Origin of the sequence: Actinomadura decatromicini (assembly GCF_008121305.1) — a bacterium.
In the GTDB taxonomy this organism is placed as follows: Bacteria; Actinomycetota; Actinomycetes; order Streptosporangiales; family Streptosporangiaceae; genus Spirillospora; species Spirillospora syzygii.
The window spans coordinates 1,171,408-1,184,827 of record NZ_VSRQ01000001.1; the positions used below are offsets into that span (position 1 = coordinate 1,171,408).

At 66.9% G+C, this 13,420-nt stretch carries 19 protein-coding genes; 15 read left to right on the forward strand and 4 right to left on the reverse strand.

Going from position 1 to position 13,420, the window contains the following annotated elements; translation table 11 throughout:
- The first annotated feature begins 65 nt into the window (after positions 1–65).
- The 3 genes from FXF68_RS04725 to FXF68_RS42085 all read left to right on the forward strand — a co-directional run bounded on the left by FXF68_RS04725 (position 66) and on the right by FXF68_RS42085 (position 2,583).
- A complete protein-coding gene (locus FXF68_RS04725) occupies positions 66–509 on the forward strand; it encodes a nuclear transport factor 2 family protein (RefSeq protein WP_148757630.1) in 444 nt (147 codons plus the stop codon).
- Positions 510–817: 308 nt separating this feature from the next.
- Positions 818–2,062, forward strand: a complete 1,245-nt coding sequence (locus FXF68_RS04730) for an RICIN domain-containing protein (protein ID WP_148757631.1) — start codon at positions 818–820, stop codon at positions 2,060–2,062.
- A 350-nt stretch (positions 2,063–2,412) separates the two neighbouring features.
- Positions 2,413–2,583, forward strand: coding sequence for a hypothetical protein (locus tag FXF68_RS42085; protein ID WP_187437714.1), 171 nt, complete (start codon positions 2,413–2,415; stop codon positions 2,581–2,583).
- Here FXF68_RS42085 and FXF68_RS04735 read toward each other — a convergent pair.
- From FXF68_RS04735 to FXF68_RS42090, 3 genes are all read right to left on the reverse strand, one after another.
- Complete coding sequence (locus tag FXF68_RS04735; protein ID WP_148757632.1) at positions 2,575–2,820, reverse strand: hypothetical protein; 246 nt, start codon at positions 2,818–2,820, stop codon at positions 2,575–2,577. The genes FXF68_RS42085 and FXF68_RS04735 overlap by 9 nt on opposite strands.
- 149 nt (positions 2,821–2,969) lie before the next feature.
- The gene (locus FXF68_RS04740) at positions 2,970–3,368 is read right to left on the reverse strand and encodes an IS3 family transposase (protein ID WP_148757633.1); all 399 of its coding nucleotides are present in this window, start codon (positions 3,366–3,368) and stop codon (positions 2,970–2,972) included.
- On the reverse strand, positions 3,368–3,634 hold the full coding sequence (locus FXF68_RS42090) for a helix-turn-helix domain-containing protein (protein ID WP_187437715.1): 267 nt from the start codon (positions 3,632–3,634) through the stop codon (positions 3,368–3,370). The genes FXF68_RS04740 and FXF68_RS42090 overlap by 1 nt, the downstream gene beginning before the upstream one ends.
- Positions 3,635–3,739: 105 nt before the next feature.
- Between FXF68_RS42090 and FXF68_RS44700 the strand changes: the two genes are divergently transcribed.
- The 12 genes from FXF68_RS44700 (at position 3,740) to FXF68_RS44705 (ending at position 11,339) form a co-directional block, all read left to right on the forward strand.
- Positions 3,740–4,288 carry a Tn3 family transposase gene (locus FXF68_RS44700; RefSeq protein WP_425458585.1) on the forward strand — a complete coding sequence of 183 codons (549 nt, stop codon included), beginning with the start codon at positions 3,740–3,742 and terminating at the stop codon, positions 4,286–4,288.
- A 9-nt stretch (positions 4,289–4,297) separates the two neighbouring features.
- Positions 4,298–4,897, forward strand: a complete 600-nt coding sequence (locus FXF68_RS04755; protein ID WP_148757636.1) for a TetR/AcrR family transcriptional regulator — start codon at positions 4,298–4,300, stop codon at positions 4,895–4,897.
- A gap of 150 nt (positions 4,898–5,047) precedes the next feature.
- Positions 5,048–5,905: an NmrA family NAD(P)-binding protein gene (locus FXF68_RS04760; protein WP_148757637.1), complete on the forward strand. Its 858-nt coding sequence runs from the start codon at positions 5,048–5,050 to the stop codon at positions 5,903–5,905.
- A gap of 237 nt (positions 5,906–6,142) precedes the next feature.
- The gene (locus FXF68_RS04765) at positions 6,143–6,472 is read left to right on the forward strand and encodes a hypothetical protein (protein WP_148757638.1); all 330 of its coding nucleotides are present in this window, start codon (positions 6,143–6,145) and stop codon (positions 6,470–6,472) included.
- Positions 6,466–6,636 (forward strand): hypothetical protein, encoded by a 171-nt coding sequence (locus FXF68_RS42100; protein ID WP_187437717.1) that lies wholly within the window; start codon positions 6,466–6,468, stop codon positions 6,634–6,636. Before FXF68_RS04765 ends, FXF68_RS42100 begins: the two co-directional genes overlap by 7 nt.
- A gap of 34 nt (positions 6,637–6,670) precedes the next feature.
- Complete coding sequence (locus tag FXF68_RS04770) at positions 6,671–7,009, forward strand: PadR family transcriptional regulator (protein ID WP_187437718.1); 339 nt, start codon at positions 6,671–6,673, stop codon at positions 7,007–7,009.
- The gene (locus tag FXF68_RS04775; protein WP_148757639.1) at positions 7,006–8,007 is read left to right on the forward strand and encodes a hypothetical protein; all 1,002 of its coding nucleotides are present in this window, start codon (positions 7,006–7,008) and stop codon (positions 8,005–8,007) included. The genes FXF68_RS04770 and FXF68_RS04775 overlap by 4 nt, the downstream gene beginning before the upstream one ends.
- A gap of 227 nt (positions 8,008–8,234) precedes the next feature.
- On the forward strand, positions 8,235–8,441 hold the full coding sequence (locus tag FXF68_RS04780; protein ID WP_148757640.1) for a hypothetical protein: 207 nt from the start codon (positions 8,235–8,237) through the stop codon (positions 8,439–8,441).
- 297 nt (positions 8,442–8,738) lie between these two features.
- The gene (locus FXF68_RS42105) at positions 8,739–8,885 is read left to right on the forward strand and encodes a hypothetical protein (protein WP_187437719.1); all 147 of its coding nucleotides are present in this window, start codon (positions 8,739–8,741) and stop codon (positions 8,883–8,885) included.
- A gap of 119 nt (positions 8,886–9,004) precedes the next feature.
- Positions 9,005–9,700, forward strand: coding sequence for a hypothetical protein (locus tag FXF68_RS04785; protein WP_148757641.1), 696 nt, complete (start codon positions 9,005–9,007; stop codon positions 9,698–9,700).
- A gap of 517 nt (positions 9,701–10,217) precedes the next feature.
- Positions 10,218–10,748: a hypothetical protein gene (locus FXF68_RS04790; RefSeq protein ID WP_148757642.1), complete on the forward strand. Its 531-nt coding sequence runs from the start codon at positions 10,218–10,220 to the stop codon at positions 10,746–10,748.
- A 15-nt stretch (positions 10,749–10,763) separates the two neighbouring features.
- Positions 10,764–11,339: an NPCBM/NEW2 domain-containing protein gene (locus FXF68_RS44705; protein WP_148757643.1), complete on the forward strand. Its 576-nt coding sequence runs from the start codon at positions 10,764–10,766 to the stop codon at positions 11,337–11,339.
- A gap of 1,206 nt (positions 11,340–12,545) precedes the next feature.
- On the opposite strand, the gene FXF68_RS04800 is transcribed toward FXF68_RS44705, so the two are convergent.
- On the reverse strand, positions 12,546–12,860 hold the full coding sequence (locus FXF68_RS04800; protein WP_148757644.1) for a hypothetical protein: 315 nt from the start codon (positions 12,858–12,860) through the stop codon (positions 12,546–12,548).
- Positions 12,861–13,420: the final 560 nt, after the last annotated feature.

Sequence of the window (13,420 nt, forward strand, 5' to 3'; positions counted from 1 at the left end):
GCTCACCTGTCGTCGGACGAGTCTGGGCGAATCACTCCATTGAACTACCGAGGAGGCGGCCGGCCATGGACAACAGGCAGATCATCCGGCGGGCGTACCAGATCGCCGAGGACCAGGACAGCGAGGGCTGGATCGCGGCCTTCACCGAGGACGGGACCTTCACCGACGAGAGCGTCGGCGTCACCTATCGCGGCCGAGACCTCGCGTTCCCCCTGGAGAACTTCGCCCGCGCGTTCCCCGACATGCACCGCGAGCTGTTCACCCTCTACGCGGCAGGCGACATCGTCGTCGTCCAGCTCGCCCTCCAGGGCACCCACAAGGGCCCGCTCAGCGTGGGCGGCGGAACCCTCGACCCCACCGGCAGGCGCATGGACGCCCCTTGCTGCGACGTCTTCGAACTGGAGGACGGCAAGATCAAACGCTTCGACTGCTACCCGTCCGGAACCGTGATCCTCGCCCAGCTCGGCGTGCTCGGCGCCCTGGACGCCGCCGTCCGCGCGAGCCACTGAACCCCGTCCTCCCGAGCGGGGAGCGGAATCGCGTCCGCGCGGTCAGGAGCCTGGGGACAAGCCTGGATGAATCACCACAATTTGGTGTCGACGGGTCACCTGTTCCGCAGTGAACCTGCCCTTCGTCCCATCGAGGAGGCCAAGCGCGCCGCCGCGGAGCAGGTGTTCCCCGAGGGCCGCCGGATGTGGCCAGAGCCGATTCCGGCGGCCGTTCGAGTGGTGTGCGTCTCCGCCGCGGAGCGTAGCGTCCCACATGATCAGCAAAGCGGGACGGGGTCACTCAAGCGCTTCGCATACCGGAGGTATAGGTGAGAACACTGGCAGGGCCGCACCGGATCGTCGCGTTCCTCGCGGCGGTGCTCTTAGCATTCGGCCTGGCGTCCGCGGTCCAAGGGCAGGCGCGCGCGCAGCAGAATCCCGGTGACACGCACCGGCCCGCGACCTGGAACATCCAGGTCGGCCGGGACCGCTGGGCGGGTGTGTACAACCTGATGAACCTGCATGATGTGGTGGCGTTGCAGGAGGTGCCGAACATCGCGCCCACCGCCGCCGTGCCCACCGGGCGCAGGCTGGGTGCGCTGACCGAGTACCGGTGGCAGGAGGGCAGCCGGGGCAGGGTGGTGTACCTGTACATCCTCAGGACCGGGTCGCGGAACCTCGGCATGGCGACGTCGTGGCGGGCCGACGACATCGCGGTCATCAACAGCGTCTACCGGCCGATGCTCGCCGTGGTCAACCACACCACCAACATGATGTTCGCGTCCGCGCACGCCTCGGCGAGCGGCGGAGGCGACGCGGCGACTCTGGTGCGGCGCGGCGCGGACTGGGCGAACTCGCGCGGTTACCAGTGGGCGGTGCTGGGCGACTTCAACCGGGCGCCCGGGACGTTCCCCCGGCCCGGCGGGTCGTACCTCTACAACGCCGGGCAGGCCACCCAGCAGTCCGGTGGCGAGCTGGACTACATGGTCTCCAACGTCTACACCGAGAACTGGCAGGCGTCGGTGCTGACCAACCAGGGCAGCGACCACTGGCCGGTCGGCTACTCCTCCTTCCAGGCCGCGTCCAACGTGTACCCGAGCGTGTCGATCAGCAGCGACAGCAACGGCGGTGTGCTGGACGTGCTGGGCGGGACGGCGTCCAACGGCGCGCACGTGGGCGTCTACAGCGACCACGGCGGCGCCAACCAGCGCTGGCAGCTGCGCTGGCTGGGGCCCGAGCCGGGACCGCGCAACTACCGCCTGGTGAGCAACCTGGGCGCCTGGTGCCTGGACGTGGACAACGGCCTGAACGCGTCGGCGGGCAGCTACAACAACGTCTGGCGATGCCACGCCACCAACGGCGAACCCGAGACCGAGCACTGGTACCTGGACACCCAGAACTTCAACCTCAGCCACCCCTACCGGGGCGAGCCCAATCGGTGGCGGATCGAAAGCCATTCCAAAGGCCTGTTCCTGAACGTGCTGGGCGACAGCCGCACCAACGGCGCCCAAGTCGGTGAGTGGTGGTTCCAATGGGCCACCAACGAGTACTTCCACATCCACCCCGAATCCTAGAAAAGCGCCATGAGAGCCCGGCAGACCACGTGAACCCGAGCACAGCCGGGCCCTCATGGCGGCCGAGACCCCGGTTCGCGCCGTCGAACTCGCAGCGGGGCCCGCGCAACTGATCCGCATATCCGAGGGGCGGGCCCGGCAAGGACTTCTTCGCCGAAAAGAACGTGTTCTCCATCGTGCTCGAAGTCCCTAACAGCGCGCTCCCCCGAACCCCCAGGCCAGTGTCTGGAAACACAGCGAGCGCGGCTGCCTTGTCGTCGTGTGTCTTTGGGTGAATGAGGCAAACGTGACGATCGAGACGGAGATGCGCCGCACCGCCGCCATCCGCCGCGAGCGATGCTGCTGCGCCAATGGGCGACTCCGGCTACGGGCTGCGCGTTCGCCGCGCCTTGGCCTGGCTGGCGCTGCTGGCCGTGCTGTCGGTCGCGGGGATAGCCTGGTTCGGGTTCCCGCACACCGCCAAGGACCAGAGGCCACCGGTGCTGTCACCACCCCGGCCGGACGGTAGCCGATCACCTTGACCCTCCGCCAGTACGACCCGGCGCCTTCTTCGGCTCGTCACCTTCCGGCGGGACGGCCAGCTTCTGAACCTCCAGCCCGCGCCCGCGGGCCTTCATCGACTGGCTGGTGTCGTAGGTCAGCACCGTCACCGGCTGCGCGGCGAGCCCGTTCACGGCGTGGGCCTGGTCTCCGATCTCCGCGCCCTCGTCCGGCAACCGGACGTGGGCGGGCGGGTCGAGAAGCACCTCCACGGTCACGCGCCCCGCGAACGCGGCCGCCCCCTGCAATAGGCGGCATTTCCACCTGCGGAAACGCAATGTCCTCTCAGGTCGAGCGCTGTAGCCACCCCGGGTGTCGTGAAGACGAGGATGTGCCCCGTGTTGCGTGGTGTGGGGATACCGGAATCTCATGCGAGTAGTTGGCCTGTGTGGAGTGTCTCGTACTCGACCGGGCTGAGCATCCCCAGTGAGCACCGGCGGTCCACCAGATCGGCCGCGGTCGGCGTCTGGTGGATCGAGCGGCGGCGACGTGCGCCGGACCAGCCCCTCAGTCCGGCGCGGCGCATCAGCATCTCCACCGCCCCGTGCCCGACCGCGATGCCCAGGCCAAGGGTGAGCTCGGCGTGCACGCGCTTGCCGCCGTAGGTGCCGCGGGAGTCGGCGTGCACCCGGCGGATCTGCTCGGTCAGCCAGGCATGCCGGATCGCCCGCGGCGACGGCGGCCGCTCGCGCCACATGTGGAACCCCGACTCCGAGACTCCGAGCCCTCGGCAGCACACCTTGATCGGCATGCCTTCGTCGGCCATCACCTGGATCGCTTCGAAGCGTCTTTTGGGGGCACCGCCTGCTTCACCAGATCGATTGCTCGTCTGGTCGCTTCGAGTTCGGTCTCCAGCTGTGCGATCCGGCGCCGGGCCGCAATCAGCTCGGCCTGATCGGTCGAGGTCAGCCCAGGCTCCAGCCCAGTGTCGATGCGGTCCTGGCGGAGCCAGACGTAGATCGTCTGGCTGGGCATCTGTAGCTCCGCGGCGACCTGGCGCACCGGCCGTCCGGCCTTGACCAGATCCAGCACCTTGCGGCGGAACTCCGGGGGGATAGCTCCTGGGCGTCCGGCGTCTCTCCTCATGATCGAAGACACGAGGATTCCAGTAAGCCGACCCCACCGAAGCCGGGGCATATCAGGCACCCAGCTCAACACCCAGGAGGCCCGCCACCGCCTGGCCCGCCGGATCGCCTTCGGCAACCGCGCCAACTCCGCCAGCGCTACCGCGAGGGCGTGGAGGACCAGCTCGGCGCCCTCGGCCTGGCGCTCAACGCCGTGCTGTGGTGGAACACCCTCTACCTGGACGCCGCCGTCAAGCAGATCCGCGCCGACAGGTTCCCCGCCACCGACGACATGTGCGCCCGGCTCTCACCGATCGCCTACGAGCACATCAACTTCCTGGGCCGCTACGCCTTCACCCGCGCAGATGCCGACGCCGGCCTGCGGCCCTTCCACGACCCCGCCCAAGAAGCTGACGCCTCCGACACCCCGACGGCAGCACCAACACCCCGAAGCCGGGCGGCCGGAACACGCGAGAAGGGGATCACCAGGTCGCGTTGTAGCTGGTTGGAGCAGGGATGCGACGACGCCCGAGGCTCAGGACAGCTTCGGGAATCGCAGGCCTTGACCGGCTCCCCCGCCCGGACCTATTTTCTTTACGTACCAGTTCCGTTTCATAAATGAGGAGTGGGTGTGTCAGGGGCCGGTGAGGCTTCGCCGACGCGGGGCAGGCCGCGTGACAGCGGCCGTGACGTCGCCATACTCGACGCGACGCTGCGTCTGCTGACCGAAGTCGGATACGACCAGCTGTCCATCGAGGCGGTCGCGACCCGGGCCGGGGTCGGTAAGCCGACGGTCTACCGGCGCTACGTCGGCAAGGCCGCGCTGGTGGCCGCGGCGGTCGAGCGCCGGGCGGTGGACACCCCGCCGGTCACCTGGACAGGTGATCTTCGCGAGGTCTTGCTGGAGCTCGTGCGGTGGCTGGCGCGACAGATCGGTGAACAGGAGGTCGGGCTGCTCGGCGCCCTGTTCGCGGGCATGCGCAGCGACCCCGAGCTCGCCGCGGCCATGCGGCGGATCCTGCGCCGCGATGGGGCGGTGATGACCGAACAGCCGTTTCGCAGCGCGACCCAGAGCGGCGAACCCCTGGTGCCCGGAGCGGCCGGGCTGTTCGCCGAGATCGCCCCGGCCGTCATCGTTCACCGGCTCGTCTTCGCCGGCGAGCCCTGCGACCAGCGATTCCTCGCCCACCTCGTCGACGACATCCTTCTGCCCCTGCTACGGCGCCGGTGAGAACGGCGCATCGCCATCCTCGCCCCCGCGTGGACGGCCGCAGCCCGGGACCGGCTGTCCCTCCCCTTCGGCACACGTCCCGGCGGCCACCGAGCGCTTCGGCGCCCGACCACGTGGTCCAACGCGAAACATCCACAGAAGGGCATGGTCATGATCGTGGTCACTGGCGCGACCGGCGCCCTCAACGGCGCCACCGTCGAGCACCTGCTCAAGCGCATCCCCGCAGCCGAGATCGGCGTCAGCGTGCGCGATGTCGCCAAGGCACAGCACTTCGCCGACCGGGGTGTGCGCGTACGGCGTGGCTCCTACGACGACCCGGCCGCGTTGCGTGAGTCGTTCGAGGGCACCGATCAAGTGCTGCTGGTGTCCCAGAACGACCCCCACGGCGACGGAGTCGGTCTGCACCGCACGGCGATCGAGGCCGCGGTCGCCGCGGGCGCCCGGCGCATCCTGTACACCGGTCACCAGAACGTGCGCAGCGACAGTCCGTTCGCCCCGGCGCGTGAACACGCCGCCACCGAGGCGCTGCTCGCGGACTCGGGAACCGCCTGGACCTCGCTGCGCAACGGCTTCTACGCCCACAGCCTCGACCGGCTGCTCGGCCCCTGGCGGCAGACCGGAGTCATCGCCGCGCCGGCGGACGGCCCCGTCTCGTGGACGGACCGCGCCGACGAGGCCGAGGCCGCCGCGATCATCCTCGCCGGGCGGCGCCCGTTCGACGGTCCCGTCACGCTCACCGCCCGCCGCGCCGTCACCTTCGACGACATCGCCACGACCGCCACGCAGATCACCGGCCGCGACATCAGGCGAGTCGTCGTGGACGACGAGCAATGGATCGCCGACCAGGTCGCGGCCGGCACGCCGGAGTCCATGGCCCGCATGCTGCTGCCGTTCTTCGAGGCCGCGCGAGGTGGCCATTTCACACAAGTCGACCCGCTCCTGGCCGAACTCCTCGGCCGCGAACCACGGACGGTCACCGACCTGCTCACCGACCGCGTCACCGCCTGAGCCAGCGCCACAGGTCCAAACACCCCGCTGACCTGCGACCTGCCCCTTCCCGACTCATCTTGGAACCAGTTCTGCCCCCTGGTCCGCCGCGCCGGCGGCCTACGCGAGATGCTCGGCCCGGCAGTCGGCGCACCACCCGCGCCAATCGTGGGCCCGCGAGGCCGCGGCTTCCACCGCCTCATCGGCTCCCCGACGTCAGCGCCAACTCTGCCCGGCCGGCGGCCCGTGGATGATGCGGTGGACGATGGAGCGACCGACGCTGTACTCGGTCGCCAGGCCGGCCAGCGACACCTCGCCCTCGGCGTAACGGCGGCGGATGGACCGGCGCGCGGACCCGGGCAGTTCGGGCTGCTTGCCCTTGAGCGTGGCTGGTTCACCGGTGGGGCGCTGTGGGTGGAGATGCGCGGCTACGACCCGGCCGGGGCGATGAGCTGCGTCCAGGCGATCGAGATCCTGCTGCGCGCCCTGGGTGTGGCCGATGAGGAACTGCCAGCGACCTTTGAGGAGCAGGTGGGCTGTGTCAGGCGGAATTGGCCCGCCGCGCCGGGCGGGGCGAACGAGTGCTGATCGTTGCCGACAATTCCTCGGACGCCGGACAGGTGCGGGCGCTGGTGCCGGGCGGGCGGGCGCACCGGCTGCTGGTGACCTCGCGGGACACCTTGACCGGGCTGGACGCCCGGCTGCCGGATGTGGATGAACTGGCCCCGGCCGCGGCGGTCGAGCCTGGCTAGCCGACTCCCAATACCCTATGTAAGATTCTTATCTATGGATGAGGTGAGAGTCACGGTCGCTGTAGCCACTGTGCTGCGCGTCTTCCTCGACGACGTCGCGCAGCCACGCTACGGCTACGAGCTGATGCAAATGACCGGGTTCCCCAGCGGAAAGCTCTACCCGCTGCTCGCCAGGCTTGAGCGGGCGGGCTGGCTCACCAAGGAGATCGAGAACGTCGAACCGGCTGTGGCAGGCCGTCCCGCCCGCCGCATGTACCGGCTCAGCGAGGAAGGGACGCAGGCGGCCCGTTACGAGATGGCCATGCTCAACGAACAACTCCGGCCCTCCGAGTCGGTCACACCCCGGCTGCGACCCGAAGGCGGGCGAGCATGACGGTGCTCTGGACAGCCCTGTTGTCGAGCGTTGGCGTGCTGGCAGCCGGCGTCGTCGTCAGCGCGCTGCGAGACGAGGTCCGCGGACGCCTGGATCAACTTCCACATGCGCTACTTCGACTTGCGGGGCATCGCCTGCCGCATGACGTCCGAAACGACCTGATGGAGGAGTGGCAAGCCGAACTCGGCGCCATCCTCACTCCAGCCACCGGACTCCCGATCACTCGTTTAGTCGTGGGCACCCGGTACTCGCTAGGCCTGCTGAGGACGGGCCCCAAGGTGGCGGGCGAACTCACCGGCGGCACCTCTTCTGGGCTGCCGCTTCGCGCCCGGCTGTATGTGGGTGGTGTGGTCGCCTCGGCCGCTACCGCGATCGGCACCTCATCGATCGGTGCCTCCTGGCAGACCGTGGCCTCGCTGGCGGCGTTGTTCCTGGTCTGCGAGTCCTTCGCCAGGCTCAACTTCGGACACATCAGCTTCTCGCCTGGGTCCGCCGCGGGCCTTGCCTCCGTGGTCCTGCTCGGCCCGGCGGGGGCCGCCCTTGTGGGCGCCACCGCCACAATCAGCGGGCAGCGGATGTTCGCGCCCGTGAAACGGCTGTTCAACGGTGCTCAATTCGCCCTGAGCGGGTACGCAGCCAGCGTCGCGTTTCGAACACTGCACAACGCCTCGTATCCGCTTGGTCGGCCGACATGGCTGGAGCACGTCATCGGCCCCTTTCTCGGCGCGCTGGCCATTTTCGTGTCGGTCAACCTGCTGCTGGTGGCGGGGATCCTGCTACTCAGCCGGCAGGTTACCTGGCGGGATCTGCCCCGCGGGAGCGGCTATCTGATAGCCGGCGTCCTCGGCGACGGCATGACCGGCCTGCTGATCGCCGGATTGTGGGACAGCATCGGCGCGTTCTCCGCTCCCGTAGTGCTGCTTCCGCTGGTGATTTCGCACTGGGCGATCGCCCGGACTCACGGGAAGCATCGAACGCAGACCGGTGGGTCTGTCTGATCGGAATCGGCCCACTGGCTGCTCCACCGGACGCGCCGCTCAACTGAAGTATCACACACGGGAACAGCCCGATTCGGTGCCCTTGCCTCAATGTGAAGGTCAGAGGCTAAACGTCAAGCTAAGCAGGCGCCGACTCCACCGCTCCGCTCAGCCAAATCCACTTAACTCTCCCAAGTACTACGACTTTCCCCCGCTAGTTCAGAAAAATTCGAAGGCAGTCGATCACCTTGACCATCCGCCAGGCCGACCCCATCACTCCACGGCCGGATCGGGTGGAAAAGGCCACCGAGGTCACCCTCAACGCGGTGATCTTCCGCAACCCCGACGCCGACCTGACCACCGCTGGCCGCTACCTCAACATCGCCGCCCGGATCCTCGGCCCGATCCTGCTGGGACTGACCATCCTGGCCATCCGCAACCAGGTCAGACGCTGACCCCCCGCGTCCCGTCGGCAGGAGGTGGACCGCCCACGCGAACCGGTCGCTCGCCTGGCAAGCGTGCCCCCGCCGCCGTGGTCGACTTGGGTGGGAACGACACTGCTGGACGGGGCCGCGTCCCCGCCGGGGCCATGACGGAAAGTTCGGCGTGGTTCCGACTCGGCAAGAGTTGAGGACACTGCAGTTGCGAGGCAAGCCCCGTCCGGATCCCCTCCAAGTGCATCAAAGATTTCCTCGCCCAAGACGCCCGCGTGCCGCTCGCGCGCCGGACAGCCCGATCCGGCCGACACCTCCGTGCAGCGCTTCCGGTCGATCCTGCGGCGCACCCTCCGCCGGGAGGATCTGCAGGCCGTCAGGTCTACGCAGCCGGACGAGGCCCGGCAGTTGGCCGCCAAGCTGCGCGAGTTGGCCGCCGAACAGGACCCGTCCCCGGACGCCTAGGCAGTCAGGACCTGCGGATACTCTCCGCACTGTGCGCTGGGAGGACGCCGTGGCGTGCCCGTCGCTGGTCCGACTCGGGACCGGCGGGACATGCAGACTGCCTACCTTCTGGCGTGGCTGTGACGCTGTGGCTGGGGCTGAACCTGCTTGACGTGCACGGGATCAAACGCGAGCGCCGGATCGATGCCACGGTGCTGTTCGATCTGGTGAAGCTGTCGTTTGCGGGGGTCACCGGGCTGGGCGGCCTGGTGGCGTTGGTGGTGGCCTACCGCAAGCAGCGCACCGAGAAGTATTCCGCGCTGCGGGAGGACACCAAGCTGCACAGCGACCGGTTCACCGCGGCGGTGGCCCAGCTCGGCGACGCCTCCCCTGCCGTCCAGTTGGGCGGAGTGCACGCCCTGGCGGGCTTGGCCGACGACGCCCCCACTCGCCAGCTACGCCAGACCTGTAGCGACCTCCTGTGCGCCTACCTACGCCTGCCCTACGGCCCCGACCCCGGCGACAATCTCACCAAGGGGCTAGGACCCTCGCCGAGCATGCCCACGCCCGCGCCGTCTACTGGGCGCTCCGGGAGGTCCGCCACACCGTCATCCGCATCATCGGCAACCACCTGCGCGACGACGTCACAGTCTCCTGGCAGGGCCACGGCCTCGACTTCACCGATGTCGTCTTCGACGGCGGTGACTTCAGCCAAGGGCCGTCTTCAACGCCAAGCACGTCTCATTCCGGAACGCCCGGTCCGAGCGCGGCACGGTCGCCTTCCCCGGGGCCCAGTTCGAGGTCGGCACGGTCGCCTTCTCCCTCGCCCACTCTGAGGGCGGCGATGTCGACTTCCGTGTATGAGGTTCGTGGGCGTACTGGCCGCTGCATCCGCAGTGGTCGTCAGGATCCGCGACGCCACGCCGGCAACAGCGCCAAGTCCCACGCGATCTTGTCGCCATTGTTCAGGAAGCCGCCCATGAGGCTGATCCCCTGGCGCTTCGATACTGCCGACAGGATCTAGCCGAGTTGCGGTCAACTCGCCTAGCGGCCAGCTTCGGGACCAGATCCGGTCTGCTGCCGCCGAGGAACCTGGGCGAGGACCATGCTGTCAGAACGAGGTAGGAACTGCAGGACGGAGCAGCCGGGTTGGATCTCCTCGGTGTTAGTGATCAAATCGGGTCGATCGTCAGCGCGGTCTTTACGGTCGCGAGCTTCGTCTTGGCCGTCATAGCTCTCCGGCGGCGTCCGGAAGGCGAGCAGCGCCGAGAATCGAACAGGGACCCGCGGTACCGGAGAGCCGGTCGGCGACTTGGTGAGTGGGTCACCCGGTATCGCTACGGGGTTGCGTCCGTGTCAGTCCTTGTCGCGCTGATCTCGGTAGCGGCCTTCCTGGCTTCACTCCCCGGCAGCGACAAAAAGTCAACGAAGTCCTCTCAAATTCTCAACGAGAGACTCTGGACATATCCCGATCCGATCGAAGATTGCATAGACGACGGCGAAAAGCAGCTTCTCAAAGGTCGTAACCACATAGATTTCGATGCACCCGCCTCGGTCACGTCTTTGGACAGAGAATCAGATGGCACATTATGTGTCCAGAGAGGGTACGGGCCGGTCTTCTTGAAATGGACGGCCCATTACAGAGGCGACATAGCTGGATTCCCGAAGACGATGAAGGATTGCCCTAGCGTCATCAACGCCAGTACAACGATCTTCAATTCATTCGCTATTGAGTGGGCGACTTCCTGGTGCCAGAAAACTTCCAAGGGGAACATCGCCTATATAGAGAGGGCAAATTCAACCAACCAGAATCCTCTATTTCGTATCACGCTCTGGACTCCGGCCGCGTTCCCGGACCAGATCAGTTCGGGCATCGCTAACTGATTCTCAGGAGGAGCGTTGAGTGCCTCGACAAACGAAACCAATGAAGAATCCAGAGGCCAGGATTCTCGGTCGTCATTCTGGGCCAGTCCAGCCTGGCAATCGGTCGGTGCCATAGCAGGCATCATCGGCACCGTCGTCGCGATTTACGCAATACTTCCGGACGACGAACCAAGCAAGGCGACTAACCCAGCGGGATCGCCAGCGCCCCAGACGACTGAAAAGGTCCTCTACCTATCCAATCTCGCCTCCATATCAGTCAGCGGCGTCGGACGGGCAACTATTGGCGGCACCACTTACGAAAACTCAATTTGGATTCGCCCTGCGGCCATCCTGGGTCCCGCTGGAACCGATTACAGTATCGACCCCCGCGCAAAGCGGTTCGTCAGTGCCGTTGGCACGGACGGCACCACGACACCTACTGACGTTGAAGTCTACGGCGACAAGACCATCCTAACGTCGCTACATCTGCTACCGGACCAAGTTCAACACATAGACGCACCCATAAGGGGATTCACCGTACTTCGACTCTTGATACCTCCTGACATGTCAGATGAAACAACATACTTCGGCTCTGCGCGGTTCGTCTTCTAGAAAATCATGAAGGCTGAAAACCGCCCTCGGCACCCTTAACCACATCAGCAACTTGCGCCCTTTTCTCCACACGTCAATCCACGCGAAGACACTTTCTCCAATTAGACGGACATTGCGGTACGTGAAACGTCGGAGTCTGCGGTTGGCGAGTTCGACGAACCAGCGCTCGACTAGGTTGAGCCATGACACGCTGGTGGTGTGAAGTGAGTGAAAGCGCGGGTGAGCGATCAACTCTTGCTTACCCCTCTCGGTTTTGTGGGGCGGCCTAGTTGCCCAGCATCCGATGCAAGTCCAGATCCTTGGGTACATCCTTGTCGGTCAACTTCGGGAACCGCAGTAGCTCCTGATGCTTATGGGGCCGGTAAGGCTTAGCGATCACCTACTCACTGCCGATCGCGGCGAACGGACGGGGCGCGTCATGCCGCACATGGTCGTGGATCATCCGCGCCCGTTGCCGAACATGACCCGCAGGATCGGAGCGGCACGATCGAACGCCTTCATCTGACTGTTATCGTCCACTGCCAGCACAGTGTGTTCCCTGGCGGGTTGAGGTACAGCCCGACCGCGTCGCGGATCTTGTCGACGAATTGCGGAGCGGTGGATAACTTCCACGTCTGCACGACATGGAGCCAAGGGCCTGCCCAGATCCGAAAGGCGAGGTAGGGAGCTGACGACTGCCGTGTTGGTCGCACGGGCCAGATACCTGACCACGTCTGCGAGGAGACCTGGCGGATCGCCCGATCAAGGTCCTGCTGACCGCTCTTCTCGTCCTGTCGTTCCGGATGGGCCGGCCGCCAGCGCATTCGTGCGGCCTGTGTGGGTGGTGACGAGGACGATGTCGACGGATCTCCTGCGGACTTCATCGCCGAGGGGACTCAGCACGGGTGCCGTTCAGTCCCCGTCGATGAGCCCGGCAGGGACTCCAAGAGAACGCTCGGATTCGTTTCCCCTCAGACGGGGATCACGCGAAGTCACCGGATGAGTCATCCAACACGGAGCCTCACGGCCTTGAGTACCACCGATGAAAGCCATCGGTGAAATCTCCCTTTACCCGAGGAGACGCAGGGCTCCCGCAACCACGGGAGCCGCCCCTCCGTCATTCCCGGCGGGACTCCTTCCCTTCGCGCCACTGGCCCCGCCGGGGCGAAGGCGTTCGCCAGGAGTTGTGCGACGCCCCTGCTGTCCGGGCATCCGCAGCGGGATCGATCAGCAGATGTCGGCGCCCTGCGCCCAGGCCGGGCGCAGTACCGCGCTCTCCATGGTCTGCCCCGTCAATAGCGTTTGGCAGTGGGTGGCGGAGACTTTCCAGACCAGTTTGATCCGCGTGGGCCCGGGGCAGGTGCTGCGAGCCCTTTGGTGGCTGTAGGCGCCCGAGTCCCATGCGTAGGTGTAAATGCACTGCGGCGCGTTGCCGCGCCGGGGCATCTGGGATGCGGCGGCAGGCTGGGCAGTGGCGATGGGCGCGATCAGAGTCATTGCGCCAAGCGAGACTGCGATAGCCGTGATGCTCAGGTGAGCCATGCAGGTCTCCCTTCAGACGGTGCCAGCACCCATCATCACCATGCGTGTTCGGTTCGTAACTTGCTGGAGAGCGGCTCTTCTGCGCCTTCAAGGCGTTGCTCCCGTGCCGCCGGGACCAGTACCGGGACGACGAAGCCGCTCGTCCCGGTGTTCGCGCCGGGCGTACGGCGGTGCCACGAGCATCCCGACCTGGATACGCCACCAATGGCAACGACTAGCGGAAAGGAGCATGTTCAGGCACGTCACCGCCCGGTTCACCAAGGCCCTGGAACAGCTCAGCTCCGAGGACATCGACGCCCGGCCCGGCGCGGCATCCACGCCCTGGCCCACGTCGCCGCCGACTTCCACGCCCACCACGACGACGTCGTCGAGGTCCTGGAAGCCTTTGTCCGCCGCCGCGCCCCCACAGCCACGACGACGGGCCCGCCCTCGGACGGCCACCCCGCCTGCCTGAAGGGCCAGACTCCGACGTCCAGGCCGCCCGCACCGCCCTCGGCCGACGACCTCGCCGACCCTATCGCCGCACCATCGACCTCAGGCGTGCCTGACACACCCCTGGC